The organism is Microbacterium sp. MMO-20 (assembly GCF_037147735.1).
Classification (GTDB): Bacteria; Actinomycetota; Actinomycetes; order Actinomycetales; family Microbacteriaceae; genus Microbacterium.
On record NZ_JBBCUU010000003.1, the window covers coordinates 1 to 26590 of the forward strand.

The 26590-nt window shown below is 68.6% G+C and carries 26 protein-coding genes and 2 tRNA genes; 17 read left to right on the top strand and 11 right to left on the bottom strand.

Annotated elements, in window-relative coordinates; all coding sequences use genetic code 11:
* The first annotated feature begins 117 nt into the window (after window positions 1–117).
* Window positions 118–798, top strand: a complete 681-nt coding sequence (locus WFI52_RS05950; protein WP_336626095.1) for an aminotransferase class I/II-fold pyridoxal phosphate-dependent enzyme — start codon at window positions 118–120, stop codon at window positions 796–798.
* Window positions 799–819: 21 nt separating this feature from the next.
* On the opposite strand, the gene WFI52_RS05955 is transcribed toward WFI52_RS05950, so the two are convergent.
* Window positions 820–1065 (bottom strand): DNA mismatch repair protein, encoded by a 246-nt coding sequence (locus WFI52_RS05955; RefSeq protein ID WP_336626096.1) that lies wholly within the window; start codon window positions 1063–1065, stop codon window positions 820–822.
* A gap of 257 nt (window positions 1066–1322) precedes the next feature.
* Between WFI52_RS05955 and WFI52_RS05960 the strand changes: the two genes are divergently transcribed.
* The 4 genes from WFI52_RS05960 to WFI52_RS05975 all read left to right on the top strand — a co-directional run bounded on the left by WFI52_RS05960 (window position 1323) and on the right by WFI52_RS05975 (window position 4670).
* On the top strand, window positions 1323–1910 hold the full coding sequence (locus tag WFI52_RS05960) for a single-stranded DNA-binding protein (RefSeq protein WP_336626097.1): 588 nt from the start codon (window positions 1323–1325) through the stop codon (window positions 1908–1910).
* An 84-nt stretch (window positions 1911–1994) separates the two neighbouring features.
* A complete protein-coding gene (locus WFI52_RS05965) occupies window positions 1995–2483 on the top strand; it encodes a DUF6993 domain-containing protein (RefSeq protein ID WP_336626098.1) in 489 nt (162 codons plus the stop codon).
* 35 nt (window positions 2484–2518) lie between these two features.
* The gene (gene ettA / locus WFI52_RS05970) at window positions 2519–4198 is read left to right on the top strand and encodes an energy-dependent translational throttle protein EttA (protein WP_336626099.1); all 1680 of its coding nucleotides are present in this window, start codon (window positions 2519–2521) and stop codon (window positions 4196–4198) included.
* Window positions 4149–4670 carry an acyl-CoA thioesterase gene (locus tag WFI52_RS05975; protein ID WP_442927706.1) on the top strand — a complete coding sequence of 174 codons (522 nt, stop codon included), beginning with the start codon at window positions 4149–4151 and terminating at the stop codon, window positions 4668–4670. The genes ettA and WFI52_RS05975 overlap by 50 nt, the downstream gene beginning before the upstream one ends.
* 39 nt (window positions 4671–4709) lie before the next feature.
* Here WFI52_RS05975 and WFI52_RS05980 read toward each other — a convergent pair whose 3' ends face one another.
* Entirely contained in the window at window positions 4710–5549 is an 840-nt protein-coding gene (locus tag WFI52_RS05980; protein ID WP_336626298.1) for an acyl-CoA thioesterase, read from the bottom strand.
* A gap of 124 nt (window positions 5550–5673) precedes the next feature.
* On the opposite strand from WFI52_RS05980, the gene WFI52_RS05985 reads away from it, so the two are divergent.
* A complete protein-coding gene (locus WFI52_RS05985; protein WP_336626101.1) occupies window positions 5674–6339 on the top strand; it encodes a hypothetical protein in 666 nt (221 codons plus the stop codon).
* A gap of 49 nt (window positions 6340–6388) precedes the next feature.
* On the opposite strand, the gene WFI52_RS05990 is transcribed toward WFI52_RS05985, so the two are convergent.
* From WFI52_RS05990 to WFI52_RS06015, 6 genes are all read right to left on the bottom strand, one after another.
* The gene (locus WFI52_RS05990) at window positions 6389–8053 is read right to left on the bottom strand and encodes an FAD-binding dehydrogenase (RefSeq protein ID WP_336626102.1); all 1665 of its coding nucleotides are present in this window, start codon (window positions 8051–8053) and stop codon (window positions 6389–6391) included.
* 36 nt (window positions 8054–8089) lie between these two features.
* On the bottom strand, window positions 8090–8494 hold the full coding sequence (locus tag WFI52_RS05995; RefSeq protein WP_336626103.1) for a globin: 405 nt from the start codon (window positions 8492–8494) through the stop codon (window positions 8090–8092).
* A complete protein-coding gene (locus tag WFI52_RS06000; RefSeq protein WP_442927708.1) occupies window positions 8491–9624 on the bottom strand; it encodes a mechanosensitive ion channel family protein in 1134 nt (377 codons plus the stop codon). Before WFI52_RS06000 ends, WFI52_RS05995 begins: the two co-directional genes overlap by 4 nt.
* An 83-nt stretch (window positions 9625–9707) precedes the next feature.
* Window positions 9708–12254, bottom strand: a complete 2547-nt coding sequence (pepN, locus tag WFI52_RS06005; RefSeq protein ID WP_336626104.1) for an aminopeptidase N — start codon at window positions 12252–12254, stop codon at window positions 9708–9710.
* 72 nt (window positions 12255–12326) lie between these two features.
* A complete protein-coding gene (locus tag WFI52_RS06010) occupies window positions 12327–13988 on the bottom strand; it encodes a SulP family inorganic anion transporter (protein WP_336626105.1) in 1662 nt (553 codons plus the stop codon).
* The gene (locus tag WFI52_RS06015) at window positions 13985–14350 is read right to left on the bottom strand and encodes an ArsR/SmtB family transcription factor (RefSeq protein WP_336626106.1); all 366 of its coding nucleotides are present in this window, start codon (window positions 14348–14350) and stop codon (window positions 13985–13987) included. Before WFI52_RS06015 ends, WFI52_RS06010 begins: the two co-directional genes overlap by 4 nt.
* 70 nt (window positions 14351–14420) lie before the next feature.
* Here WFI52_RS06015 and WFI52_RS06020 point away from each other — a divergent pair, with 70 nt between their 5' ends.
* From WFI52_RS06020 to WFI52_RS06035, 4 genes are read left to right on the top strand one after another with little or no spacing between them, the layout of a single operon-like run.
* Window positions 14421–14963, top strand: coding sequence for a ribose-5-phosphate isomerase (locus WFI52_RS06020; protein WP_336626107.1), 543 nt, complete (start codon window positions 14421–14423; stop codon window positions 14961–14963).
* Window positions 14963–15961 carry an Fpg/Nei family DNA glycosylase gene (locus WFI52_RS06025; protein ID WP_336626108.1) on the top strand — a complete coding sequence of 333 codons (999 nt, stop codon included), beginning with the start codon at window positions 14963–14965 and terminating at the stop codon, window positions 15959–15961. The genes WFI52_RS06020 and WFI52_RS06025 overlap by 1 nt, the downstream gene beginning before the upstream one ends.
* Window positions 15962–15968: 7 nt before the next feature.
* Window positions 15969–16622, top strand: a complete 654-nt coding sequence (locus tag WFI52_RS06030; protein ID WP_336626109.1) for an FMN-binding negative transcriptional regulator — start codon at window positions 15969–15971, stop codon at window positions 16620–16622.
* Window positions 16619–18112, top strand: coding sequence for an amidohydrolase (locus WFI52_RS06035; RefSeq protein ID WP_336626110.1), 1494 nt, complete (start codon window positions 16619–16621; stop codon window positions 18110–18112). Before WFI52_RS06030 ends, WFI52_RS06035 begins: the two co-directional genes overlap by 4 nt.
* A 52-nt stretch (window positions 18113–18164) precedes the next feature.
* Here WFI52_RS06035 and WFI52_RS06040 read toward each other — a convergent pair whose 3' ends face one another.
* Window positions 18165–18650, bottom strand: coding sequence for a Dps family protein (locus WFI52_RS06040; RefSeq protein WP_336626111.1), 486 nt, complete (start codon window positions 18648–18650; stop codon window positions 18165–18167).
* A 139-nt stretch (window positions 18651–18789) separates the two neighbouring features.
* On the opposite strand from WFI52_RS06040, the gene WFI52_RS06045 reads away from it, so the two are divergent.
* On the top strand, window positions 18790–19329 hold the full coding sequence (locus WFI52_RS06045) for a gamma carbonic anhydrase family protein (protein WP_336626112.1): 540 nt from the start codon (window positions 18790–18792) through the stop codon (window positions 19327–19329).
* Between the two features lie 23 nt (window positions 19330–19352).
* On the opposite strand, the gene WFI52_RS06050 is transcribed toward WFI52_RS06045, so the two are convergent.
* Window positions 19353–19426: transfer RNA gene (locus tag WFI52_RS06050), tRNA-Gly, on the bottom strand.
* A 95-nt stretch (window positions 19427–19521) separates the two neighbouring features.
* Between WFI52_RS06050 and WFI52_RS06055 the strand changes: the two genes are divergently transcribed.
* The 6 genes from WFI52_RS06055 (at window position 19522) to WFI52_RS06080 (ending at window position 24509) form a co-directional block, all read left to right on the top strand.
* Window positions 19522–19598: transfer RNA gene (locus WFI52_RS06055), tRNA-Pro, on the top strand.
* A 66-nt stretch (window positions 19599–19664) separates the two neighbouring features.
* Window positions 19665–21143 carry a trigger factor gene (gene tig, locus WFI52_RS06060; RefSeq protein ID WP_336626113.1) on the top strand — a complete coding sequence of 493 codons (1479 nt, stop codon included), beginning with the start codon at window positions 19665–19667 and terminating at the stop codon, window positions 21141–21143.
* Window positions 21144–21309: 166 nt separating this feature from the next.
* Entirely contained in the window at window positions 21310–21897 is a 588-nt protein-coding gene (locus tag WFI52_RS06065; RefSeq protein ID WP_336626114.1) for an ATP-dependent Clp protease proteolytic subunit, read from the top strand.
* 17 nt (window positions 21898–21914) lie between these two features.
* A complete protein-coding gene (locus tag WFI52_RS06070) occupies window positions 21915–22589 on the top strand; it encodes an ATP-dependent Clp protease proteolytic subunit (RefSeq protein WP_336626115.1) in 675 nt (224 codons plus the stop codon).
* A 154-nt stretch (window positions 22590–22743) separates the two neighbouring features.
* Complete coding sequence (gene clpX / locus WFI52_RS06075) at window positions 22744–24012, top strand: ATP-dependent Clp protease ATP-binding subunit ClpX (RefSeq protein WP_336626116.1); 1269 nt, start codon at window positions 22744–22746, stop codon at window positions 24010–24012.
* A 71-nt stretch (window positions 24013–24083) separates the two neighbouring features.
* Complete coding sequence (locus WFI52_RS06080; protein WP_336626117.1) at window positions 24084–24509, top strand: dihydrofolate reductase family protein; 426 nt, start codon at window positions 24084–24086, stop codon at window positions 24507–24509.
* A gap of 6 nt (window positions 24510–24515) precedes the next feature.
* Here WFI52_RS06080 and WFI52_RS06085 read toward each other — a convergent pair whose 3' ends face one another.
* On the bottom strand, window positions 24516–26573 hold the full coding sequence (locus tag WFI52_RS06085; RefSeq protein WP_336626118.1) for a M3 family metallopeptidase: 2058 nt from the start codon (window positions 26571–26573) through the stop codon (window positions 24516–24518).
* Between the last annotated feature and the right edge of the window lie 17 nt (window positions 26574–26590).

The window sequence follows — 26590 nt, forward strand, 5'->3', positions numbered from 1 at the left end:
CACTCTTCTTGCTTCTTGGCGGAAACAACTGGTCATCCCACGATGGCCCTTCACCGTCTACGACGACGAGAACCCCGCGGGAATTGACACCACGCTATTGGACTCACCCGCCGCACGATGGATGTCGCCGAAGAGGAGGCGCACGCCGATGCCGCGGCACGTGCAGGAACCGTTCTGATCATCGACGAGACCACGGCAGACCTTGCGATCGACGTCATCCCTGGAGCCGCTGCCGTCCCTGCAGAAGTCAGCTTCTCCCATACTCCGGTCGTCCGGATCGGTTCGCTTGGAAAGACCGTGTGGGGCGGCCTGCGGATCGGATGGGTGCGTGCCGACCGCGAGCTGGTTTCGCTCCTCATCGCTGCGCGCCCGGCGCGCGATCTCGGCACACCGGAGTTCGAGCAGGCCGTGGCCGCGCGCGTTGTGGAGCGTATGCCCGATGTGCTCGCGCAGCGCGCGCAACTGCTGGGGGAAGGTCGCGACGCGACCGTGCGGGCACTCCGCGAGCGGTTGCCGAACTGGCGCGTCCCCGACGTTGCCGGCGGCGTCGCCCTGTGGATCGAGCTGGATGCACCGTTGAGCTCGGGACTCGTCCTCGCCGCGCGGAACGAAGGCGTCTACCTTTCGGCGGGCAGCCGATTCGCGGTGGACGGGGGATACGACCGCCACCTCCGGCTGCCGTTCACCGCTCCGGTGCGTGACCTCCGTCGCGCCGTCGGCGTTCTCGCCGAGCTCTGGCCGGATGTGCGGGCGGCGGCGCCCGTCGACGTCGGTGACTACCTCGAAGCGCTCATCTGACAGCGCCGCAATCTCTCGGCGTCAACGCAGATAGCGCAGGCAATCCACCGCGTCGCGCGCCGTCCAGAACGCGCCCAGATCGCGCATCCGTGCTGCCGCAAGATCGAATCGCTCGGCGTGGAACCTCACCCCGAGTGTGCCGTCCTCCGCTCGCAGATGACCGAGCACGCGCCCCGTCCGATCGAGCACGCGCCAGCGACGGGGGGACACGCGCAGCAGCACCACGCCGCGCACTCCGGCCACGATCTCCGTATCGATGCGGGGCATCTCCCACCTCCTTTCGTCGAACATATCTCCGACCTCCGACATGGTCGCGTCTCGGGGTACCCACCGCGCGACGCACATCATCGCCTCCTCCCCAACGACAGGTTTCATCGATCTGTCCACAGATGAACGGGTGCGGCGACCACGAGTCGCTCGTCCCGGCGAAGCTTTCCCTGCTCCGGCACTCGGAACAGGGCACACGAGTGCCGGAGCGGCCGCCCCGCGGTGATCGCGGGGATCGACACGAAGGGAATGAAGAAATGTCGGACATCATCTCCATCACGGGGAACCTCACATCGGCGCCGGAACGTCTCGAGGTTGCCGGCGGCGTGACCATGGTGAGATTCGGACTCGCGAGCACGGAACGCCGCCTCGACGGCGGCGTCTGGACGGACGTGCACACCAACTACTACAACGTCGCCGTGTTCCGAAAACTCGCCGAGCACGCATACCAGTCTCTCGAGCGCGGACAGCGTGTCATCGTCGTCGGCAAGCTCAAGGTGCGTCCGTGGGAGTCCAATGGGCGCAGCGGCACGAGCATGGACCTCGAGGCGTCGAGTCTCGGTCCGGATCTGATGTTCGGCGTCGCGTCGTTCACGAGGACGACGCGCGCCGTCGCCCACGCCGAGACATCCTCGCTCGAGGCCGAACCCTCCTGGGCCGCTCCCGGCTCGGCGGACGGCATCCTCGGCGCCGGGGCGTCGCCGGCGCAGCATTCGGAATCCGCCGACTCGAGCGCCCGCGCGCAGGTCGGGGGGACCGCTCCGAGAGCGGACGCGCCGAGCGGTGAACTCGTCGGCGCCGCCGCGTGGGGTGCGTCGGCCGACGGCGAGCAGACGCCTTTCTGACGGCGCGCCGCCGATCATGGGGCGGAGCACAGCCTCGCGACGTCCTCTGAGGGAGCGCGCGGCTCTGCCGTCTAGACTCGACGGGTGCGCCGATCCGCTGTCCCTCCGTTCCGGTTCGTCGTTCCTGGCGCCTTCATCTCGGCCGCGTTGCTTCTCGCCGGCTGCACGCCGGCGCCGGCCCCGACACCGTCGGTGTCGACTCCGTCGGTGACTGCGTCCCCCACGCCGACGGCGACCGGTCCGTCGTTCGTTCCCGAGGGCACCGCTGCGCAGAACCTGCCGATATTCAGCGCCGTTGTGAACCAAGTCGCCGCGACCGACGCACGCTTCCAGGGCCGCGCCTACGTCGACGCACTCGTCGCGGTCGGCTTTCCGAAGGCCGAGATGGAACTCACCAACGACCAGACGACGGTTGGCAACGCAGCAGATTCGATCCAGTTCTCCGTGCGATGGGCCGGGGAATGTCTGGTCGGCCAGGTCGGTCCGTCGACGCCGACGCCCACGGCGCTCGTGCTCCCGCTCCTGCCCGGCGGCACCTGCCTCGTGGGGCAGACGAGGCCGATCGACTGGTGATCGTGCGCGGCGCCGCCGCGTAGACTTGGGCCGTTATGGCAGAATACATCTACTCCATGGTCCGTGCCCGCAAAGCGGTGGGCGAGAAGCTGATCCTCGACGACGTCACGATGTCCTTCCTGCCCGGGGCCAAGATCGGCATGGTCGGGCCGAACGGCGCCGGCAAATCGACGATTCTGAAGATCATGGCGGGCCTGGACACGCCGTCCAACGGCGAGGCCAAGCTCACGCCGGGCTTCACCGTCGGCATCCTCATGCAGGAGCCCGAGCTCGACGAGACCAAGACAGTGCTCGAGAACATCCAGGAGGGTGTCGCGATCAAGGCGAAGCTCGATCGCTTCAACGAGATCTCGGCGCTGATGGCCGACCCGGATGCCGATTTCGATGCCCTGCTCGCCGAGATGGGCACTCTGCAGGAGGAGATCGATGCTGCCGATGGCTGGGATCTCGACTCGCAGCTCGAGCAGGCGATGGACGCGCTGCGCACGCCGCCGGGCGAGGAGCCCGTGACCAAGCTCTCCGGTGGTGAACGCCGCCGTGTCGCGCTGGCGAAGCTGCTGCTGCAGAAGCCGGACCTGCTGCTCCTCGACGAGCCCACGAACCACCTCGATGCGGAGAGCGTCCTGTGGCTCGAGCAGCACCTGCAGTCGTACAAGGGTGCCGTCATCGCGATCACCCACGACAGGTACTTCCTGGACAACGTCGCCGAGTGGATCGCCGAGGTCGACCGGGGGCGGCTCATCGGCTACGAGGGCAATTACTCGACGTACCTCGAGAAGAAGGCCGAGCGCCTCGACATCCAGGGCAAGAAGGACGCGAAGCTCGCAAAGCGCCTGAAGGACGAGCTCGACTGGGTGCGCTCGAGCGCGAAGGGCCGTCAGACGAAGTCGAAGGCCCGCCTCGCCCGCTACGAGGAGATGGCCGCCGAGGCGGAGCGCACGCGCAAGCTCGATTTCGAAGAGATCCAGATCCCGCCGGGGCCCCGCTTGGGCAATGTCGTGATCGAAGCGAAGAAGCTGCACAAGGGATTCGGCGACCGCACGCTCATCGACGGGCTGAGTTTCAGCCTGCCCCCGAACGGCATCGTCGGCGTCATCGGACCGAACGGCGTCGGCAAGACGACGCTCTTCAAGACGATCGTCGGGCTCGAGCCGCTCGATGGCGGCGACCTCAAGATCGGCGAGACCGTCAAGATCAGCTACGTCGACCAGAGTCGCGCCAACATCGACCCGCAGAAGACGCTGTGGGAGGTCGTTTCGGACGGCCTCGACATCATCACCGTCGGAAAGACCGAGATCCCTTCGCGCGCTTACGTTTCCAAGTTCGGCTTCAAGGGACCGGATCAGCAGAAGAAGGCCGGTGTCCTCTCCGGGGGTGAGCGCAACCGCCTGAACCTCGCGCTGACCCTGAAGGAGGGCGGCAACCTGCTGCTGCTCGACGAGCCGACCAACGACCTCGATGTCGAGACGCTCTCATCCCTCGAGAACGCCCTGCTCGAGTTCCCCGGTTGCGCGGTGGTCATCACGCACGACCGGTGGTTCCTCGACCGCATCGCGACCCACATCCTGGCCTACGAGGGCACGGACGAACAGCCCGACAAGTGGTACTGGTTCGAGGGCAACTTCGAGGCCTACGAGGCCAACAAGATCGAGCGCCTCGGCCCGGATGCCGCGAACCCGCACCGTTCGACGCATCGCAAGCTCACGCGTGACTGACGGGCGCCGCATCCACGTCCCGATCCACCTGCGCTGGGGTGATCTGGATGCGTTCAACCACGTCAACAACGCGACGATGCTGAAGCTCCTCGAAGAGGCTCGAGTGCGCGTCTTCTGGTCGCCGGTGGGAGGCGAGAGCGCGCCTGACACCGCGGTGATCGATGCGGGTTTGGATGCCGGCGAGCTCACCCTCATCGCGCGGCAGGAGATCGAGTACCTCGCCCCTGTCCCGTATCGGCGAGAGCCGCTGGACGTGCAGATGTGGTTCGGCAAGATCGGCGGCTCGAGCATCGAGGTCTGTTACGAAGTCTTCAGCCCGCTGAGCGACACGCAGCAGACGTTGTACGCACGGGCGTCGTCGGCCGTCGTCCTCGTCGACGCGCACACGTTCCGTCCAGTGCGTCTCAGTGAGCGGATGCGTGCGGCGTGGAGCCCCTACCTGGGAGATCCGGTCGAATTCCATCGCCGCTGAGACGCACAGGTCGGCGGGCAGCAGCACCGAACGTGAGACTTAGTCGTCCGTCGGTACGCGGATCATGATCTCCTGCGCGACGGTCGCGACCAGTTCACCGTCACAAGTGAAGATCCGTCCCGTCGCGAGTCCGCGCCCTCCGCGTGCGCTCGGAGATTCCTGCGCGTACAGCAGCCATTCGTCGACGCGCGCGGGGCGGTGCCACCACATCGCGTGATCGAGGCTCGCGACCTTGAGCCCGGGCTGCGACCAAGCGACCCCGTGAGCGCGGAGGACGGACTCCTGGATCGTGAGATCGCTCATGTACGCCAGGACGGCCCGGTGGACGGCCGCGTCGTCGCCGATCGGGCGACGCGTCCGCATCCACACGTTCTGTGCGGCGACCGGGTCTGCGTCGACGCCGTCGTAGATGCCCCCCTCCGCGTGCAGCACCTCGATGGGGCTGTCGGCGAGGAGGCGACGCGAAAGCGGGCGCGTGGACGCCGCGGAGACGAGCTCTTCCGGTGCGGGGATGCCGGCAGGGGGCGCCGCCTGATGATCGAGACCCGGGTCCTCGCTCTCGAACGAGGCGATCATCGAGAAGATGGGGACGCCGTGCTGGTACGCCTGGGTCCGGCGGGTCGAGAACGAACGACCGTCGTGGATACGGTCGACGGACAGCGTGAGCCCCTGCGACGCGTCACCCGGGCGCAGGAAGTATCCGTGCATCGAGTGCGGGACCCGGTCATCGCCCGTGGTTCGGTCCGCAGCGATGATCGCCTGCGCGAGCACCTGGCCCCCGAAGATGCGGCCCGTCGGCATCGGGTGCGAAGCGCCGGTGAAGATGTCCTCCGTCGTCCGCGCGGCCCCGGAGTCGAGATCGATCACCTCGAGCATCATCGTCACCGGATCGAAGCCCGTCTGCTCGCTCTGACCCACTGTGCTCCTGTCGTCGCGGCCTTGCGGCATCCGCGTGCTTCCCACGCGGGCGCTCGTGTCTCGCCCTCTTGATAGTTTAGGGCGGATGCCCCACGAGCTCCGCTTCCCCGATGTCCCCACCGCCTCCGACGCCCTCGTGTTCGCGCAGCGCGCGGCCCGGCTCGGCGACGGCGCGGTCCGTCTGAGAGCGCAGGACGGCCTGCTGGTGATGACGTCCGCCCCGCTTGCGCCCCGCACACTCCTCGAGGCCACGCCGACCATATTGGGAATGCGGATCATCGCCGTCGACCCCGAGGTCGTCTGCGACCTCGTCGTCGACGCGTCGACGCTGCGTGCCTCGGGAGAAACCCACCTCGCTCTCCCGGATTCGGCGGTCACGGCGCCGTGGGCGGGGATCTCACCTCCCCGGTCGGGATGGGAGGCCTCGGGTGAGACGGCGGCCGCGAGGCTCGCGTCTCGCGCGCAATGGGGGATCGCCGCGGTCGCGGAGGCCGTGCCGACGGATGCCGGGGACGATGTCGTGCACGCTGTGCGCGCGTCGATCTGGGGAGCCCCCGACGAGGACCTTGCCGGGCTGCCGCTCGGCGTCGCCTTCGCGGCGTTCGCGCTCGGCTTCATCGCGGGGGAGGAGCAGGCGGTCATCCGTCGGACGGGGCCGTGGACACGGGTCAGCCTGTCGCGCGGGCACGTCCTCGTCCGCGACACGGTGCGCAGCGGTCTCACCGCGGTACGCACGACGGGCGCCGCCTGAGAGCGGCGCGCAGCTTTCTCAGGGCGCTCGACCAGCGACAGAGCAGCCGTCAGAGCGCCGCCGCCGCGGCTCGACCTGCGACGCGGCCGGAGAAGAGGCATCCGCCGACGAAGGTGCCTTCGAGAGCTCGGTAGCCGTGCACGCCGCCGCCGCCGAAACCCGATGCCTCGCCCGCCGCGTACAGGCCCGGGACCGGCTCCCCGTCGTGGCCGAGTGCGCGACCGTCGAGGTCGGTCTCGATCCCGCCCAGCGACTTGCGGGTCAGGACGTGCAGCTTGACGGCGATGAGGGGCCCGGAATCGGGGTCGAGGATCTTGTGCGGGGCGGCCGTGCGAATGAGCTTGTCACCGCGGTACGCGCGCGCGGAGCGCAGCATGGCGATCTGCGCATCCTTCGTGAAGTCGTTGTCCATCTCGCGATCGCGTGCTTCGACCTCGCGGCGAACGACATCCGGATCGAGCGCGGCGCCGCCGGGAAGCGCCTGCATCGCCGTGATGAGCTCGCCGAGCGTGCGCCGCACGACGAAGTCCGCGCCGCGGTCGAGGAAGGCCTGCACGGGACCGGCGGCGCCCTTGCCGAGCCGCGACTTCACGAGGAGCGGAAGGTCCTGCCCGGTGAGGTCGGGGTTCTGTTCGCTGCCGGAGAGGGTGAATTCCTTCTCCACGATCTTCTGCGAGAGCACGAACCAGGAATGGTCGTGGCCCGTTGCCCGCAGGTGCGCCAGTGTGCCGAGGGTGTCGAAGCCGGGGAACAGGGGAACAGGCAGGCGTGCGCCCGTGGCATCCAGCCAGATCGAGGAGGGGCCGGGGAGGATCCGGATGCCGTGGCTCGGCCAGATCGGGTCCCAGTTCTGGATGCCTTCGACGTAGTGCCACATGCGGTCGCCGTTGATGAGGTGCGCGCCGGCGGTAGCCGCGACCGGCTGCAGCGAGCCGTCGACGTAGGCGGGGACGCCCGTGATCATCGTGGTCGGCGCCGTGCCGAGGCGCGCGGGCCATTGAGCGCGGACGAGGTCATGGTTTCCACCGATCCCGCCGGATGCGACGACCGTGGCGCCGGCCGAGACCGTGAACGCGCCGCGGACCGTGCGCGAAGTCGCGGCACCGCGCACGGCGTCGTCGGGGGCCAGTACATCGCCGGAGGCTCCCGTCACGACCCCGCCCGTCGTCGTGAGCGCGGTGACGCGATGACGCGGCAGGATCGTGATGCGGCCGCTGTCTTCTCCGCGCTCGATCGCCGCTTGGAACGGTGCGACGATCCCCGGGCCCGTGCCCCACGTGATGTGGAATCGCGGTACCGAGTTGCCCGGTCCCGTCGCCGTGTATCCACCGCGCTCGGCCCATCCGACGACGGGGAAGAAGCCGACGCCCTTCTCACGCAGCCACGCCCGTTTCTCACCGGCGGCGAACTGCAAGTAGGCCTCCGCCCACTGCCGGGGCCAGTGGTCCTCGTCACGATCGAAGCCGGCGGTGGCGAACCAGTCCTGACGGGCGAGGTCGAGCGAGTCGCGGATGCCCATACGGCGCTGCTCGGGAGAGTCGACGAAGAAGAGCCCCCCGAACGACCAGAATGCCTGTCCGCCCAGGTTCGCGCGTGACTCTTGGTCGACGATCACGACGGTCTTGCCTGCGGCAGCGGCCTCGGATGCCGCGACAAGCCCGGCCAGGCCCCACCCGATCACGAGAACGTCCGCGTGATGATGCTGCGGGGACATGGACGACTCCTTCGTCGACATCTGCGGTATGAGTGGTCAGGCGCCCGGTGTCGGGTCGAACGTGTTCACCATCGCGTGGGCTGCCCGCTGAAGATAGTCCCACAGCGTCGCCTCGTGCAGCGGCGACAGGCCGAGCTCGTCGACGGCGGCGCGCATGTGCTGCAGCCAGCGATCGCGCGCGTCGGGGTTGACGTGGAACGGCAGATGACGCATCCGCAATCGCGGATGCCCGCGCTGCTCGCTGTACGTGGTCGGTCCGCCCCAGTACTGCTCGAGAAAGAGGGTCAGCCGCTCCGCCGCGGGGGCGAGGTCCTCCTCCGGGTACATCGGCTTGAGCACCGGGTCGGTGGCGACACCTCGGTAGAACGCGTTGACGAGCCGCACGAACGTATCGTGCCCACCGACCTCGTCGTAGAAAGTGACGGGCGACGGGTCGGTCACGGCTTGTCCTCCGGTTCGGGCGCGGGCGGGGCCGTCGGCGGGGCGTCGAGCGTGTTCGCGTCGAGCGTCGGCGCCTTCTTCTTCGGTGCGCGGCGTGGCTTCCAGACGGGCTTCGCGTCGGATGCCGTGGCCACCGGAGTGGGCTTGGTCCGCGGCGGATTGGCGCCGCGAACACGCTGCGCGCCGTCGGTGCCCGAGAGGACGATCGAGTTGAGCTGGGGGAGGGTCACGCCGAGCTCGTCGATCGCGTGCTTGAGGCGCATACGCAGCTCGCGCGCAACGTCGTCCTTCGCGTTCGTGCGCGTCTTCTGTACGAGGCGGATCACGAGGGCGTCTCCACTGATCGACTCGAGCCCCCAGATCTCGGGCTGATCGATCAGGCGAGTGCGCCACTTCGGGTCCTTCGCGAGGCCCATGGCGGCATCCAGCATCGCCTTCTCGACATCGCCGATCTCCGCGTCGGCGGGTACTGCGAGGTCGATGATGACGCGAGACCAGCCCTGGGACATGTTGCCGATGCGGGTGACCTCGCCGTTGCGCACATACCAGAGCGTGCCGTTGACGTCGCGCACGTGGGTGACGCGGACGCTGACGTACTCGACGACACCCGTTGCGAGACCCAGGTCGACGACGTCGCCGATGCCGACCTGGTCTTCCGCGACGATGAAGATGCCGTTGAGGACGTCCTTGACGATGTTCTGCGCCCCGAAGCCGAGACCCGCGCCGAGGGCCGCGGTCAGCAGTGTGAACGATCCCAGCACGTTCGCGTTGATCGTGAACACCACGAGGATGAGCGCGATGATCACGATCGTCGTGTTCACGATGTTGCTGAGGATCGAACCCAGCGTGCGCGTGCGCTGGATGATCCGCACCTGCGCGAGCGGAGAGTTGTCGACGGCCCGGGTGTCGTCTGTGGCCGCCTTGTTCTTCGCGCCCCGGACGATCCGGTTCACGACGCGCGTGATCAGCCGACGCATCAGCCACGCCAGGATCAGGCCGCCGATGATGATCGCGGCGATCGCGAGCAGCTTCATGCCCGCGTCGGTGAGGAAGCTCAGAAGGTCCGGGCCGACCTGATCCCACGAAAAGCCCGTCGTGGGCTCGGGGGCGGTCTGGAGGGGGATGCGCATCGCTCCGATATTACCGATGCCTCCTCAGCGCCGGCTGGGCGTGAGGAGGCATCGGTAGGGGCGGCGTCGCGCCGGTGCGCGGGTCAGGCCGCGTCGCGCTCCTGCACGGCGAGGGCGCGCTCGACGCCCGCGAGGTTCTCCCGCACGAGGCGGCGGAGGGCCGGAGCGGCATCCTGGTGCGCCTCGAGCCAGCGGCGCGTGGCGTCGCGGAGCGCGGTGTTCGCGAGCGCGGCGGGATACAGGCCGATGATGAGGTACTCGGCGATGTGGTACGTCCTGCTCTCCCACACCGGCAGGAGCATCTCGAAGTAGGGCTCGACGAACGATGCCAGTGCCTCGAGACCGTTCGGGTTGACGAAGCCGAGTGCCGACGAGCGCACGACTGTGTTGGGGAGATCTGCGGAGTCGATCAGCGACGCCCAAGCGGCGCGCTTGGCTTCGACCGTCGGGAGGGCGGCCTTCGCCTGTGCGGCGAACTCGCCGCCCTTCGCGGTGTTGTCTGCGGCAAGAGCAGCATCGATGTCCGCGGCCGTCACGACGCCCCCGGCGGCGAGGGAGACGAGGAGCGCCCAGGAGAGGTCGGCGTCGATGTCGAGCCCGTCGAGTGTCGCCTCGCCCGCGCGGAGCGCCCGCACCTTCTCCCACTGCGCCGGCGTGGCCGCTGCGCTCGCGAAGCCCGTGACGAACTGCAGTTGACTGTCACTGCCCGCCTCCGCGGCCTGGGCGAGCGCCCAGAGTCCGTCCGCGACCTTCTCGCGCGTCGCCTGGCGACGGTCCGGGGCGACGTAGGAGTTCGCCGCGAGCTGGAGCTGGCCGAGCGTCGTGCGCACGGTCGTCGACTCCGTCTCGGAACCGATGTTCGCGAGGACGAGGTCGACGTAGTCGGATGCCGAGGCATCCGCATCCCGCGTCTGGTCCCACGCGGCGCCCCACACGAGGGAGCGGGCGAGCGGGTCGGCGATCTTGCCGAGGTGGGCGATCGCGGTCTTCAGCGAACGCTCGTCGAGACGGATCTTCGCGTACGCGAGATCGTCGTCGTTGAGGAGGACGAGGTCGGGCTGGGCCAGGCCGACGAGCTCCGGCACCTCGGTGAGATCGCCGTCGACGTCGAGCTCGACGTGGTGTGTGCGCACCAGCGCATCGCCCTCGAGGTTGTAGAAACCGACGCCGAGGCGGTGCGGACGGATCGTCGGGTAATCGGCGGGCGCCGTCTGCACGATCGCGAAGCGCGTGATCTTGCCGTCGGCATCCGTCTTGATCTCCGGCGCGAGCGTGTTGACGCCGGCCGTCTCGAGCCACTTGCGCGACCACGTCGACAGGTCGCGGCCGCTCGTCGCCTCGAGCTCGGTGAGGAGGTCGCGCAGTTCCGTGTTGCCGAACGCGTGCTTCTGGAAGTAGGCGCCGACGCCCGCGAAGAACTCATCGATTCCGACCCAGCTCGTCAGCTGCTTGAGGACCGAGCCGCCCTTCGCGTACGTGATGCCGTCGAAGTTGACCTCGACGTCGTGCAGGTCGTTGATCTCGGCGACGACGGGGTGCGTCGAGGGGAGCTGATCCTGGCGGTAGGCCCAGGTCTTCTCCATGGCGTTGAATGTCGTCCAGGCCTCGGTCCACTCCGTGGCCTCGGCGGTCGCGATCGTGGACGCCCACTCGGCGAACGACTCGTTGAGCCACAGGTCGTTCCACCACTTCATCGTGACGAGGTCGCCGAACCACATGTGCGCGAGCTCGTGCAGGATCGTGACGACGCGGCGCTCCTTGACGGCATCCGTCACCTTCGAGCGGAAGACGTAGGTCTCTGTGAAGGTCACGGCGCCGGCGTTCTCCATCGCGCCCGCGTTGAACTCCGGGACGAACAGCTGGTCGTACTTCGCGAAGGGGTACGGGTACCCGAACTTGTCCTCGTAGTACGCGAATCCCTCGCGCGTCTTGTCGAAGATGTAGTCGGCGTCCAGGTGCTGCCAGAGGCTCTTTCGGCCGTACACGCCGAGCGGGACGACCCGACCGGAGGCGCTCGTCAGCTCGGAGAAGGTCGCCTCGTACGGTCCCGCGACGATCGCCGTGATGTACGACGAGATGCGCGGGGTCGGCTCGAACGCCCACGTGGCCGTGCCCTCGCCCGCGGGGACGGGATCGGGGGTGGGGGAGTTGGAGATGACCTTCCATGCGGCCGGCGCGGTCACGGTGAACTGGAAGGTGGCCTTGAGGTCGGGCTGCTCGAACACGGCGAACACACGCCGCGAGTCGGGCACTTCGAACTGCGAGTAGAGATAGACCTCACCGTCGACCGGGTCGACGAAGCGGTGCAGCCCTTCACCGGTGTTCGTGTACAGGCAGTCCGCATCGACGATGAGCTCATTCTCGGCGGCGAGGCCCTCGAGGCTGATGCGCGAGTCGAGGAACGCGGCGGCCGGATCGATCGCGACACCGTTGAGAGTGATCTCGCGCACATCGCGTGCGATGAGGTCGATGAAGGTCGCCGCTCCGGGGGTGGCGCTGAACCGTACGACGGCGCGCGAGCCGAAGACCTCGGCGCCCTTCGTCAGATCGAGCGCGACGTCGTAGCTGTGCGTGTTGACGATCGTGCGACGCTCTTGCGCTTCGGTGCGGGTGAGATTCTGTCCAGGCACTGGGGTACTCCCGTTGGTGAGGGTGTGGAAGTGCACCGTCGCGCTGCTGGCGTCGACGGCAACCGGTCCAGCCTACGCGGTCCGCGTTTCGCGCCGCACATGCGTGCGGGCATGGGCGACGGCGGCCGGCAGGTCGTCGAAGAGGTGCTTGTGGTGGCGAAGTGCGGCGAGCACGCCGACCGTGCGGAAGAGGCCTTCGTGGCGCGGTTGGATGCCTTTGATCAGCACGGTCACACCGCGGCGCTCGAGGCTCTGGACGATGTCGCCGAGCGCGCGGGCGCCGGTCGCGTCCACCAGTTCGACGCGGCTCATGCGCAACACGACGACGTCGACGTCGGTGACGGCGTCGACCTCCGCGCGCACACGATCGGCGCCCGCGAAGAAGAGCGGCCCCTCGATGCACAGCACCGCGATGCGTTCGTCGCCCGGCTCCATGGCGCCTTCGAGCGGCTCGCGCCGCACCGCGGACGCCCGGGCGAGCCCGCGGAGCGCGACGATCCCCGCGAAGACGACCCCGATCGCGACGGCGACGATGAGGTCGAAGGACACCGTGATGACGGCGGTCGCGACGAACGCGACCGCGTCCGCACGTGTGGACCGCAGGAGGGAGCGCACCGTGCCGAGATGCACCATGCGCGTCGCGGTCACCATCAGGACGCCCGCGAGCGCGGCCAACGGAATCGCGCCGACCGGTCCCGACGCGATGAGCACGACTGCGAGCAGGACGACCGCATGAACGATCGCGGCGATGCGGGAGCGGCCGCCGGATCGGACGTTGACGGCCGTCCGCGCGATCGCGCCGGTCGCGGGCATGCCGCCGAACAACGCCGACCCGATCGATGCGAGCCCCTGACCCACGAGCTCGCGGTCCGGATCGAACGGACCGGTGTCGGCGAGCGTCGTGGCGACGCGGGCGGACAGCAGCGACTCGATCGCGGCGAGCGCGGCGACCGTGAGCGCCGGGACGGCGAGCGCGCCGATCGTCGTGGCATCCATCGACGGCAGAGCGGGTGCGGGCAGACTCGCCGGCAGCGCGCCGATGCGTGCGAGCGGTGCGGGGAGGAGGAGGCAGGCGACCGTCGCGACGACGATGCCGACGAGCGACCCCGGGATGGCCCGGTGCACGCGCGGCGCGACGAGCATGCACGTGGCGACGACGGCCACGGCGCCCAGCGCCCAGAGGAGATAGGTCGGATCGAGGGCCGCGAGCGACTGCGCGGCTGCGACGAGTGCGTTGGAGCTGTGCTCGGACGCCGCGGGAGTGTGTGCGGAGACCAGCGCCGGGATCTGCTGCGCGAAGATGATGACGCCGATGCCGAGCGTGAACCCCTCGATGACGGGCCACGGGATGAACGACACGGCGCGTCCGAGCCGAAGGGCCCCGGCAAGGACCACGACGATGCCGGCGAGGAGGCTGACGACGGCGACCGCGCCGACGCCGTGTGTCGCGACGATCGGCAGGAGCACCACGACCATCGCTCCTGTCGGACCGGACACCTGCACGTGCGATCCCCCGAAGACCGCGGCGAGGAAGCCCGCCACGACCGCCGTGATGAGCCCGGCCTCGGCCGAGAGGCCCGAGCTGACGCCGAACCCGAGTGCGAGCGGAAGCGCGACGATGCCGACCGTGAGTCCCGCGAGGAGGTCGCCGCGCCACGTCCGCCGGGCGGGTGCGTAGTCTGCGCGTGAGGGCAGCAGCGCCCGGGCCGACGAGCGGAGGTGCCCCCATCTCATCTCGCGCTCCCGATCACCGGGAGCGCCTGTGCGTCGCGGAGAAGGTCGCCGTCGGCGGCCAGGACGTCGAGCAGCAGCTCGCGCGCCGCAGCGAGCAGACGTGCCACCGACGGCCCCGTCAGTCGGTAGTAGACGTGACTGGCCCGGCGCTCCGACACGACGAGGCGGTGCCGGCGCAGAACTGCGAGGTGCTGCGAGAGGTGGGATGCCTCGAGACCGGTCTGCTCCTGGAGCTCGGCGACACTGCACTCCGGCGCGGCGCTGAGAAGCTCGAGGATGCGAATACGGAACGGATGGGCGAGTCCCTTGAAGAGGTTCGCCTTCAGCTCGTAGAGGGGCCTCTCACGATGAGTCAATGACATGATGAAGTCATCATATCGGCGATGAGCGATCTCCCGATCGGCTCCTCGCGCGGCTCCCTAGGATGGACGCATGCGTATCCACATCGCGACCGACCACGCCGGCCTCGAGTTCTCCACCCAGCTTCAGCACCATCTCGCCGCCCAGGGGCACGAGGTCGTCGATCACGGCCCGATCGAGTACGACCCGCTCGACGACTACCCGGCCTTCTGCATCCGCGCGGCGCAGGCCGTCGTCCGTGACCAGCGCGCCGGCATCCCCACGCTGGGCGTCGTCTTCGGCGGCTCCGGCAACGGCGAGCAGATCGCCGCGAACAAGGTCGAGGGCGTGCGCGCCGCGCTGGTGTGGTCGATCGCGACGGCGGAGCTCGCGCGCGAGCACAACGACGCCAACGTCATCGCGATCGGGGCGCGCCAACACACGTTCGAGGAGGCGGTGACGTTCATCGACCGCTTCATAGCGACGCCCTTCTCGGGGGAGGAGCGCCACGCGCGCCGCATCGCGCAGCTCGCCGACTTCGAGCGCGACGGCTCGTTGCTGCCCGACCCACGTGCCGGCGAGTCCGCCCCGTCCGGCGGCGAGTCCATCGACGCGTTCGACCCCGAAGCCGGCTGATGCCCGAGGGCCACTCCGTCCACCGGATCGCGCGCCAGTTCGACCGGAACTTCGTCGGGCGCGCCGTGTCGGCTTCCAGCCCTCAGGGCCGATTCGCCGAGGGCGCCGCGCTGATCGACGGGCGTGAGGCGGTCTCGGTGCGCGCGGTCGGCAAGCAGATGTTCCTCGGCTTCGAGGGCGATCTGTGGCTGCGTGTCCACCTCGGCATGTACGGGGCGTGGGATTTCGCGGGGGAGATCCTCGTGGATCCGACGATCGCTTCGGCGAACGGGCGGATGGGGCAGACGAATCAGCGGGGGACCGACCTCGGGGAGCCCGTCCTGGATGGCGCCGGTGAGAACTCGCTCAGCTCGATCGGTGCGCCGCGCCGCGCACGAGGCCGCGTGCGGATGAGTGAGCAGACCCGGGGTCTGGAAGGGGAGGACGACGTGTTCCCCCCGCCGGTCGTCGGTCAGGTGCGACTGCGTCTGCTGACCGAGGCGACCTGTGCCGACCTGCGCGGCCCGACGGCGTGCGAGCTGCAGACGCCCCACGACGTCCAGGCGACGATCGCGAAGCTGGGCCCCGACCCGCTCGTCGACGACCCGGCAGAGGGCGAGGAGCGCTTCGTCGAGGTCGTGCGGCGAAAGCCCACACCGATCGGCCTGCTGCTCATGGACCAGAGCGTCGTCAGCGGCATCGGCAACGTCTATCGCGCCGAGCTGCTCTACCGGGCGCTTCTGGACCCGCACACTCCCGGCAAGCTCGTCCCCGAGGAGCTCGTGCGGGCGGTCTGGCACGACTGGGCCACGCTCCTGCGGATCGGCGTCGAAACCGGCCAGATGATGACCATGGACGACCTCGACCCGGAGGCTTATCGCCGCGCGATGGCGAGCCGCGACGACCGGCACTGGGTGTACCACCGCGCCGGCCTGCCCTGCCGTGTCTGCGGGACGGAGATCGTCCTCGAGGAGATGGGCGCGCGCAAGCTCTACTGGTGTCCGTCCTGTCAGAAGTGAGTGCCGTATGAGACAGAACCCGAGTTTCGCGATGACGGATGTCGCGGAGCTGCGCCGCGTCATCGATCTGAACCCCTGGATGACGCTGGTGAGCATGACGGATGCGGGCCTCGTCGCATCGCACTATGCCGTGCTCCTCGACGACGACCGCGATGATCTCACGATCGTCGGTCACGTCGGTAAGCCCGACGATGCGATCCTCGGCCTCGGCGAGCGCGAACTGCTCGTGATCGTGCAGGGTCCGCACGGCTACATCTCGCCCGGGTGGTACGGCGAGGGTCCGGGCGTGCCGACGTGGAACTTCGTCTCGGCTCATCTCAGTGGCACACCGGAGATCCTCGACCCCGACGAGAACCTCCGTGTGCTCGATAGGCTCGTCGCGCGCTTCGAGAGCACACTTCCCCAGCCGCGGGATCTCTGGCAGCCCCCCAACGACGAGGAGTATGTGCGTCGCCTCGAGCGCGGGACGGTGGGTTTCCGCCTCACGCCGACGAAAGTGGTGGCCAAGCGCAAGCTGAGCCAGAACCGTCCCGACGAGGTTGTCGACACGATCATCACGCAGCTCGAAGCCGGCGCTGGTCCGTATGCGGACGCCCGCTTGGCGGACGAGATGCGGCGGGCGCATGACGCGCTCCGCGCTGCCCGAGCGGGACGATCGTGATCCTGGGCGACCGGCCCACGGTCATCGCGAACGCGCGTCTCACCGGAGCCGAGAGGCTCGACCCCTTCGGCGACGACCTGGTCGACGTACATCTCGCGGGCGGCGTGATCGCCGACATCGCACCCGCCGGGGCGCTGCCCCGCCGCGGCGCCGTCGTGGAGGCAGCGGGCGGATGGGTCATCCCCGGGCTCTGGGATCATCACGTGCATACCGTGCAGTGGGCGCTCGTCGCACAGCGCGAGGCGCTCGGGCGTGCGAAGTCCGCAGCCGAAGCCGCCGCGATCATGGCGCATGCGCCGGTCCTGCCGGACGGCCGCCGCGTCGGCACCGGCTTCCGCGATGCGCTGTGGCCGGATGCCCCCGCCCTGGCTCTCCTCGACGACGTCACGGGCGACGTCCCGACCTACCTCATCAATGCCGATGTGCACAGCGTGTGGCTCAACAGCGCCGCGTTCCGTCGAGAGGGCTTCGCGCTCGACGACAGCGGGCTGCTCCGCGAGGAGCCGGCCTTCGAGATCTCGCGCCGCCTGAACGCTGCAGACCCGCTCGACGGCGATCGCCTCGTCACCGCTGCGCTCGGCGAGGCGGCATCCCGCGGGATCGTCGGCGTCGTCGATCTGGACATGGCATGGAACGCCGAGGCGTGGGTCCGGCGCCGGGATGCCGGATTCGACGCGACCCGCATCCGGTTCGGGATCTACCCGCCGCAACTCGAACGCGCGATCGCCGAAGGACTCGAAACCGGCGACGCGCTCGATCCGGCGGGGCTCATCCGCGTCGGCGCTCTCAAGATCATCACCGACGGGTCGCTCGGCACGCGCACGGCCGCCACGGCGCGCGCCTACCCGGGTGATCCGCACAACCACGGCGTCCTGACCGTGGCGCCGGACGCGCTCGTCGAGATGATGACCCGCGCGACCGGGGCGGGTCTGGAGTGCGCCGTGCACGCGATCGGCGATGTCGCGAACTCGCACGCGCTCGACGCGTTCGCCGCGACCGGGGCGACGGGCACGATCGAGCACGCCCAGCTGCTCGCGCACGCCGACATCCCGCGGTTCGCCCGACTCGGCGTCTCCGCGAGCGTGCAGCCCGAGCATGCGATCGACGATCGCGACATGACCGATTCGATCTGGTCGGGTCAGACCGGTATCGCGTATCCGCTGCGCTCGCTCGCCGCGGCCGGCACCAATCTCCTGTTCGGATCGGACGCTCCGGTGGCACCGCTCGACCCCTGGGCGGCGATGGCCGCCGCCGTGTTCCGGACACGCGACGGACGCCCCGCCTGGCGACCTGACGAAGCGCTGGATGCCGGGACGGCCCTCGCCGCCTCCACCGCCGGTGGCTCGTTCACGCGCGCCACGCTCATGCCGGGCGACCTCGCCGACCTCGTCGTCGTCGACCGCGATCCCCTCGCCGTCGACGAAACCGCGCTCCGGGGGACCCAGGTGCAGGCCACGCTCCTGGAAGGGCGTCTCACCTTCTTGGCATGAAACGGCGGATGCCCCGGGCCGCGCCCGGGGCATCCGAATCCTGCAGCGGCGGTCAGGCGGCGAGGTGCGCCGAGAGGAACCAGCGGTCCTTCTCGAGTCCGGCCTTGATCGCGATCGCGACGTCCTGGCTGGTGAGGTCTGTCTCATCGAGTCCGTCGATCGCGGCCTGCACATCGGCGATCACGGTATCCATGTCGGTGACGATCGCCACGATCTCGTCCTGCCACTGCGCGAAGCCTGCGGGGACCTGCGACGCCCCGGTCTTCTCGGCGATCGTCGATACGCGCGCGTCGATCGGCAGGCCGAGGGCGACGATGCGCTCGGCGGCGAGGTCGGCGAAACCCTGCGCGTTCGAGACGACGCTGTCGAGCAGTTCGTGGATGGCGATGAAGTTGGCGCCGCGCACGTTCCAGTGCGCCTGCTTGCCGTTGACGGCGAGAGCCTGCAGGCCGAGGACGACGGGAGTGAGGAACTGCGCCGTGCTCGACGCGGCCTCGGGGCCGGTCGCGGTCATCGAGATGGTCTGCGTCTTGGTCATTGCTCTGCTCCTCCACTGGGCGGGGCGGGATACCCCCCTCGTCTCATCCAATGCTACTCAGGCCCCCGCATTCCGCAAGCAAGACAAGGCTGGGCTTAGGTCCGTCGGATCGTGGCGGAATGCGGCTATCGTCGGCGGCATGACGATCGCCGCCGACGCCTCAGTCCTTTCGCTCTCCGGATCTTCACCCCGCCTGCACGAAGCGGCGTTCGTCGCGAGCGGTGCGCGGCTGATCGGCGACGTCACCCTGGAGGAGGGGGCAAGCGTCTGGTACAACGCCGTCGTCCGCGGCGACAGCGATGCGATCACTCTCGGCGCCGGCAGCAATCTGCAGGACAACGTCTCGGTGCACGTCGATGCCGGGCACCCGGTCGTCATCGGACGCGACGTCTCGGTCGGTCACAACGCCGTCGTGCACGGCTGCACGATCGGCGACGGCACCCTCATCGGCATGGGAAGCGTCATCCTCTCCGGTGCCGTGATCGGATCGGGATGCCTCGTCGCCGGGGGAGCGGTCGTGCTGGAGGGCGCGCAGATCCCCGACGGTTCGCTCGTCGCCGGCGTGCCGGCGAAAGTACGGCGCGCGCTGACGGACGAGGAGCGCGCCGGCATCTTGCGAAATGCAGAGATCTACCGCGCTCACTCCGCGAACCACGCGTCGGCGGAGCCGATGAGCTGAACTCCGCGGACGCGAAGGCGATGTGGAGGGGATGACGGGAATCGAACCCGCGCCGTCAGTTTGGAAGACTGAAGCTCTACCATTGAGCTACATCCCCGGAGCTGCTGTGAAGCAGCACCTTGAAGAGTGTACAAGGTCGCGTCGGCTAGACTGACCAACGGCCGTTTTTCGGCGCTCGCTCGCGTGCGCGCCCGGGGCGTAGCTCAGCTTGGTAGAGCGCCCGCTTTGGGAGCGGGAGGCCGCAGGTTCAAATCCTGTCGCCCCGACCAACGGACCCCACAGACCCAGAACCGGACGCGCCCGCGCGCGACCGAACACGAGGAGAACGAACAGGCATGGTCACCAGCACCGTCGAGAAGCTCAGCCCGACCCGGGTCAAGCTCCACATCTCGGTCACCCCCGACGAGCTCAAGCCGTCGATCGCGCACGCTTACGAGCACATCGCGCAGGACATCCAGATCCCCGGCTTCCGCAAGGGCAAGGTGCCCGCCCCGATCATCGACCAGCGCGTCGGTCGCGGCGCCGTCATCGAGCACGCCGTCAGCGAGGGTCTGGACGGCTTCTACCGCGAGGCCGTCACGGCCAACGAGGTCCGCACCGTCGGCCGCCCGTCTGCCGAGGTCATCGACTGGCCGAGCGATAAGGACTTCTCCGGTGACCTCAAGGTCGAGGTCGAGGTCGACGTGCGTCCCGAGTTCGACCTCCCCGAGCTCTCCGGCGTGACCGTCGAGATCGAGCCGGTCGAGACCGACGCCGCCGCTGTGGATGCCGAGCTGGACCGCCTGCGCGGTCGCTTCGGCACGCTCGTGACGGTCGACCGTCCCGCTGCCAAGGGCGACTTCGTCGAGCTCAACCTCGTCGCCACGATCGACGGCGCCGAGATCGACCGCGCCGAAGGCGTGTCCTACGAGGTCGGCTCGGGCGAGCTCCTCGAGGGTATCGACGAGGCCGTCGAGTCGTTGACCGCCGGCGAGGACACGACCTTCCGCTCGAAGCTCGTCGGCGGCGACCACGCCGGCGAGGAGGCCGAGGTCTCGGTGAACGTCACCGCCGTCAAGGAGCGCGAACTGCCCGACGCCGACGACGACTTCGCGCAGATGGCCAGCGAGTTCGACACGATCGCGGAGCTGCGCGACAGCCTCGCCGAGCGCGTCGCCGAGCAGTCGGTGTTCGTGCAGGGAGCTGCCGCCCGCGACAAGCTGGTCGAGGCGCTCATCGCCGCGGTCGACATCCCCGTGCCCGCGCAGCTCGTCGAGGACGAGGTGCACCAGCACCTCGAGGGCGAGGGCCGCCTCGAGGACGACGAGCACCGCGCGGAGGTGACGGAGGCCAGCGAGAAGCAGTTCCGTACCCAGATGATCCTCGACAAGCTCGCCGAGGCGCACGACGTGCAGGTCTCGCAGGACGAGCTCACGCAGTACCTCATCCAGTCCGCCGCGCAGTACGGAATGGCGCCTCAGGAGTTCGTCGACGCGCTGCAGCAGGGCAACCAGCTGCCCCTCATGGTCGGCGAGGTCGCCCGCAACAAGGCGCTTGCGATCGCGCTCGGCAAGGTGAAAGTGGTCGACACCAACGGCAAGCCCGTCGACCTCACCGGTTTCGTCGCCGTCGAGGACGAGGCGGACGCCGCTGCCGACGACGCTGAGGAGAAGCCCGCGAAGAAGGCGCCCGCCAAGAAGCCCGCCGCCAAGAAGGCCCCCGCCGCGAAGAAGGACGCGAGCGCCGACGCCGCCGAAGCGCCCGCAGAGAAGAAGCCCGCCGCCAAGAAGCCGGCGGCGAAGAAGGCTCCCGCGAAGAAGGCCGACGCAGAGTAAGGCTGACACCGCACGATCGATGGGTCGGATGCCACGGCATCCGGCCCATCGTCGTCCGCGACCGACCCGCCTCGACACGCGCTCCGCCGACGGCGAACACGGCCGGGCACCAGCGCCCGCCTGGGTAGATTCGATGACGTAAGGAAACCCGGAATCAGGAGTATCCATGGCTGAACCACTTGTCGCCACGAGCGTCTTCGACAGACTGCTGAAGGACCGCATCATCTGGCTGGGCTCGGAGGTGCGCGACGACAACGCGAACGAGATCTGCGCCAAGATCCTGCTCCTTGCCGCCGAAGACTCCGAGCGAGACATCTACCTGTACATCAATTCGCCCGGCGGCTCGATCACGGCGGGAATGGCGATCTACGACACGATGCAGTTCGTGCCGAATGACATCGTCACCGTCGGCATCGGCATGGCGGCCTCGATGGGCCAGCTGCTGCTCACTGCCGGTACGAAGGGCAAGCGCTACATCACGCCGAACGCTCGCGTCCTGCTGCACCAGCCGCACGGCGGCTTCGGCGGGACCGCGAGCGACATCCAGACGCAGGCGCAGCTCATCATCTCGATGAAGAACCGCCTCGCCGAGATCACCGCCGCGCAGACCGGCAAGAGCGTCGAGCAGATCAACGCCGACGGCGACCGCGACCGCTGGTTCACGGCCGATGAGGCACTCGAGTACGGGTTCGTCGACCACATCCGCGAGTCGGCGGCCGACGTCGTCGGCGGCGGCGGCACGGACGCGAACTGACCGAAGGAGATATCAGAATGAACACACCCGCCTTCGGCGCGCCGCACAGCCTCCAGCCCGGCCTCATGCCGCAGAGCCGCTACATCCTCCCGCAGTTCGAGGAGCGCACGGCCTACGGCTTCAAGCGCCAGGACCCGTACAACAAGCTGTTTGAAGACCGCGTGATCTTCCTGGGCGTGCAGGTCGACGACGCGTCCGCGGACGACGTCATGGCTCAGCTGCTCGTCCTCGAATCGCAGGACCCCGACCGCGACATCATCATGTACATCAACTCGCCCGGCGGCTCATTCACAGCCATGACCGCGATCTACGACACGATGCAGTACGTGTCGCCGCAGATCCAGACGGTGGTGCTCGGCCAGGCGGCATCGGCAGCATCCGTCCTGCTCGCCGCCGGCGCACCCGGCAAGCGCCTTGCGCTTCCGAACGCGCGCATCCTCATGCACCAGCCCGCCGTCGGTGAGTCGGGACACGGGCAGGCCTCCGACATCGAGATCCAGGCTGCCGAGATCCTGCGTATGCGCACCTGGCTCGAGGAGACCATGGCCCGGCACACGAACCGCACGCAGGAGCAGGTGAACAAGGACATCGACCGCGACAAGATCCTGTCCGCGAGTGAAGCCCTCGAGTACGGCCTGGTCGACCAGGTGCTCACGTCGCGCAAGCGCCTTCCGGCGGCGCTGTCGTCCTGACTGGATGCCGCAGACAGCGGCCCCGACGCGCGGAGGCGATCCGCGGTCGGGGCCGTCGTGCGTGCGGACTGTCCACACGTCGCGTCGCAATCCGCCGCGATGTCGGTGTCAGCGGTTAGGCTCGAATCCCTGAGAGTTCTCTGAAGGAGTGGTCATGGCTCGCATCGGTGAGAGTGCCGACCTGTTCAAGTGCTCCTTCTGCGGCAAGAGCCAGAAGCAGGTGCAGCAGCTCATCGCCGGTCCCGGTGTCTACATCTGTGACGAGTGCGTCGAGCTGTGCAACGAGATCATCGAAGAACGCATGGCTGAGGCTGGCGAGGGGACGGTCGCCGACTTCGACCTGCCGAAGCCGCGGGAGATCTTCGCGTTCCTGGAGGAGTACGTCGTCGGGCAGGATGCCGCAAAGCGCGCCCTCTCCGTGGCCGTCTACAACCACTACAAGCGCGTCCGTGCGCACGGCACCATCCAGACCGCGGAGCAGCGCGCCGATGAAGTCGAGATCGCGAAGAGCAACATTCTGCTCCTGGGGCCCACTGGCTGCGGCAAGACCTACCTCGCTCAGACCCTGGCCAAGCGGCTCAACGTGCCGTTCGCGGTCGCCGATGCCACAGCCCTTACCGAAGCGGGCTACGTCGGCGAGGACGTCGAGAACATTCTTCTCAAGCTTCTGCAGGCCGCCGACTTCGATGTGAAGCGCGCCGAGACCGGCATCATCTACATCGACGAGGTCGACAAGATCGCCCGCAAGGCCGAGAACCCGTCCATCACACGGGACGTGTCGGGGGAGGGCGTGCAGCAGGCGCTGCTGAAGATCCTCGAGGGCACCGTCGCCTCGGTTCCGCCGCAGGGTGGACGCAAGCACCCGCACCAGGAGTTCATCCAGATCGATACGACGAATGTGCTCTTCATCGTCGCCGGTGCGTTCGCGGGTCTCGAAGACATCATCTCGTCGCGCGTCGGGCGCCACGGCGTCGGCTTCGGAGCGCCGCTGCAGGAGAAGGGCAAGGAGCTCGATCTCTTCAGCGAGGTGGAGCCGGAAGACCTCCACAAGTTCGGCCTCATCCCCGAGTTCATCGGGCGCCTTCCCGTCGTCACGTCGGTGGCTCCGCTCGACCAGGAGGCGCTCATCGAGATTCTCACGGGGCCCAAGAACGCCTTCGTGAAGCAGTACCAGCGCATGTTCCAGCTCGACGGCGCCGAACTCGAGTTCGAGGACGACGCGCTCATGGCGATCGCCGATCTCGCCGTCGCGCGCAAGACCGGCGCCCGCGGCCTTCGGGCGATCCTCGAGGACGTGCTCGGGCCGATCATGTTCGAGATTCCTTCGGTCGACGACGTCGCCAAGGTCATCGTGACCCGGGCGTCGGTCACGGAAGGCGCGGCACCCACCCTCGTCTTGGAGCGCAAGCGCAAGAGCGCCTGACCCGGACAGCTCGCCGCTGCGTCGACGGCGGCTCCGAGCCGGACGCCACGATGCTGCCGGCGAACGCTACCGTGCTGGTCGAAGGTTCGACGACCTACGAATGGATCCCTGCGGAGGAAGACATCCTCGACCACCCGGAGAAGTGGCGCGGGTTCCACGGAGATCGACCCACGTTCGTGTTCACGACGCGATCGTTGACGACGCCGGAAGGTGCGGACGTCCGATTCGTCTCGGGGCCCGTGGCAGTCGCGCTCCCTGCCATCCAGGCGGCGGGTGACGGAGACGTATGGGTCGTCGGCAGTGGAGACCTCGCGGGTCAGTTCCTCGACGCCGGCGCGCTCGATGAGATTGCGCTTTCGGTTGCTCCTGTGTTTCTCACGGGCGGCGCCCCGCTCCTCCCTCGCCACCTCGCCTCTGACCGCCTGCGCCTGCTCTCGGCGCATGCCACCGGTCAGTTCGCGCGCTTGGTGTACGCGGTGGCACCCGCTGTCGACTGACGGCGGTCAGCCCCCTAAACCGCGGCGGACGAGGAGCGGTGCGATGTCGGCGTCACGGCCGCGGAAGTCGCGGTACGCCTCGAGCGGGTCCTTCGAGCCTCCGACACCGAGCAGGCGCGTCCGGAAGCGGTCTCCGTTGGCGCGGGTGAGCCCCCCGTTCTCGCGGAACCACTCCACGGTGTCGGCGTCGAGCACCTCGCTCCAAATGTAGGAGTAGTACCCGGCGCTGTACCCGCCCGAGAAGACGTGCGCGAAGTAGGTCGACGAGTAGCGGGTCGGGACGGCGGGGTTGTCGAGGCCGATATCGGCGAGGGCCGCTGCCTCGAACGTCGAGACATCCTCCACAGACTCTGCGGCGCTTGCGCCGAGCGCGTGCCACGCCTGATCGAGCCACGCCGCTGCGAGGTACTCGCTCGTCGCGAAGCCCTGGTTGAAGGCCTCCGAAGCATGCAGCCTCTCCACGACGTCGGCGGGGAGCGGCTCGTCGGTGTCGACGTGACGCGCATACGCAGCGAGGATCTCCGGCCAGAGGATCCACATCTCATTCACCTGCGAGGGGAACTCCACGAAATCGCGGAAGACCGCCGTACCGGCGAAGTGCGGGAACGTGACGGTGGCGAACAGGCCGTGCAGCGCGTGACCGAATTCGTGGAAGAGCGTCGTGACCTCGTCGAGTGTGAGGAGAGTGGGGCGATCGTCGGCAGGCTTGGGGACGTTGAGGTTGTTCACGACGACCGGGGACGTACCGCGGAGGGCCGACTGGGAGACGATCGAGTTCATCCAGGCTCCGCCGCGCTTCGTGTCGCGGGTATACAGGTCCAGGAGGAAGAGCCCGAGCCCTGAGCCGTCGGGGTTGTGGATCTCGAAGACTCGCACATCGGGGTGATAGCCCGGCAGGTCGGCTCGCTCGGTGAACGTGATGCCGTAGAGCTCCGTGGCGGCTCGGAAGACGCCGTCCTGAAGGACCCGCTCCGCTTCGAACCACGGGCGCAGGGCGGTGCGATCGAGATCGTACTTCGCCGCGCGGACACGCTCGGTGTAGTACGCCCAGTCGTGCGCCTCGAGCGAGAAGGGCGCGTCCGAGGCATCCACGATCGCCTGGAGGGCGGCCTGCTCGACCCGCGCATTCGCCGCGGCCGGGGAGGCAAGTCGCCGCAGGAGCGCGTGCACAGCTTCAGGTGATCCCGCCGTCTCATCGCTCGTCACGTAGGCGGCGTGGCTGTCGTACCCGAGGAGCGCCGCGCGCTCCGCGCGCAGCCGCACGATCTCCCGAAGGACGGCGGTGTTGTCGTTCTCGTTGCCGCGCGACCCGCGGGAGCGGGAGGCGGTCAGCAGGCGACGTCGGCTCTCACGATTCGTGAGGCTTGAGAGGTAGGGATGACCCGTGAACAGGGTCAGGGTGATGACGAACTTCCCCTCGAGTCCACGGTCGACGGCGTTCTGCGCCGCCGCGGACAGCTCGCCCTCGGTGAGACCGTCGAGCTCCGCGGCGTCCTCGAACACCACGGCGAGGTCGTTCGTGTCGGCGAGGAGGTTCTTCTCGAACGTCGTCGTCAGCACCGAGAGGCGCTGGTTGAGCTCTGTCAGGCGCTCCTTCTGCTCGTCGTCGAGTGCGGCGCCCGCGTGCGTCATTTCGCGGTAGCGGCGTTCGACGAGGTAGCGCTCCTCCGCCGTCAGCCCGAGCTGGTCGAGGGCGTCGTGCAGGACCTTCACCCGCCAGTAGAGGGCGGAATTCAACAGGATGGCATCCTCATGCGCTGCCATCAGGGGGGCCAGTGTCTCCTCGATCCGCTGGATCGCTGCCGTCGCATCCGCGGAGGAGACCGTGTAGAACGTGCGGGCGACACGGCCCAGCAGGTCGCCGGAGCGCTCCCAGGCCACCATCGTGTTCTCGAACGTCGGCATGGACCGCACCCGCGTCAGCGCGTCGATCTCGGCCCGGTGCTCGGCGAAGGCTTGCTCGAAAGCCGGCAGGTAGTGTTCCGGCGCGATCGTCCGATAGTCGGGAAGGCCGTAGGGGAGCGGAGCATCGATGAGGAGGGGGTTCAGTGCGGCGTCGGTCACCCGCCCAGCCTAGATGG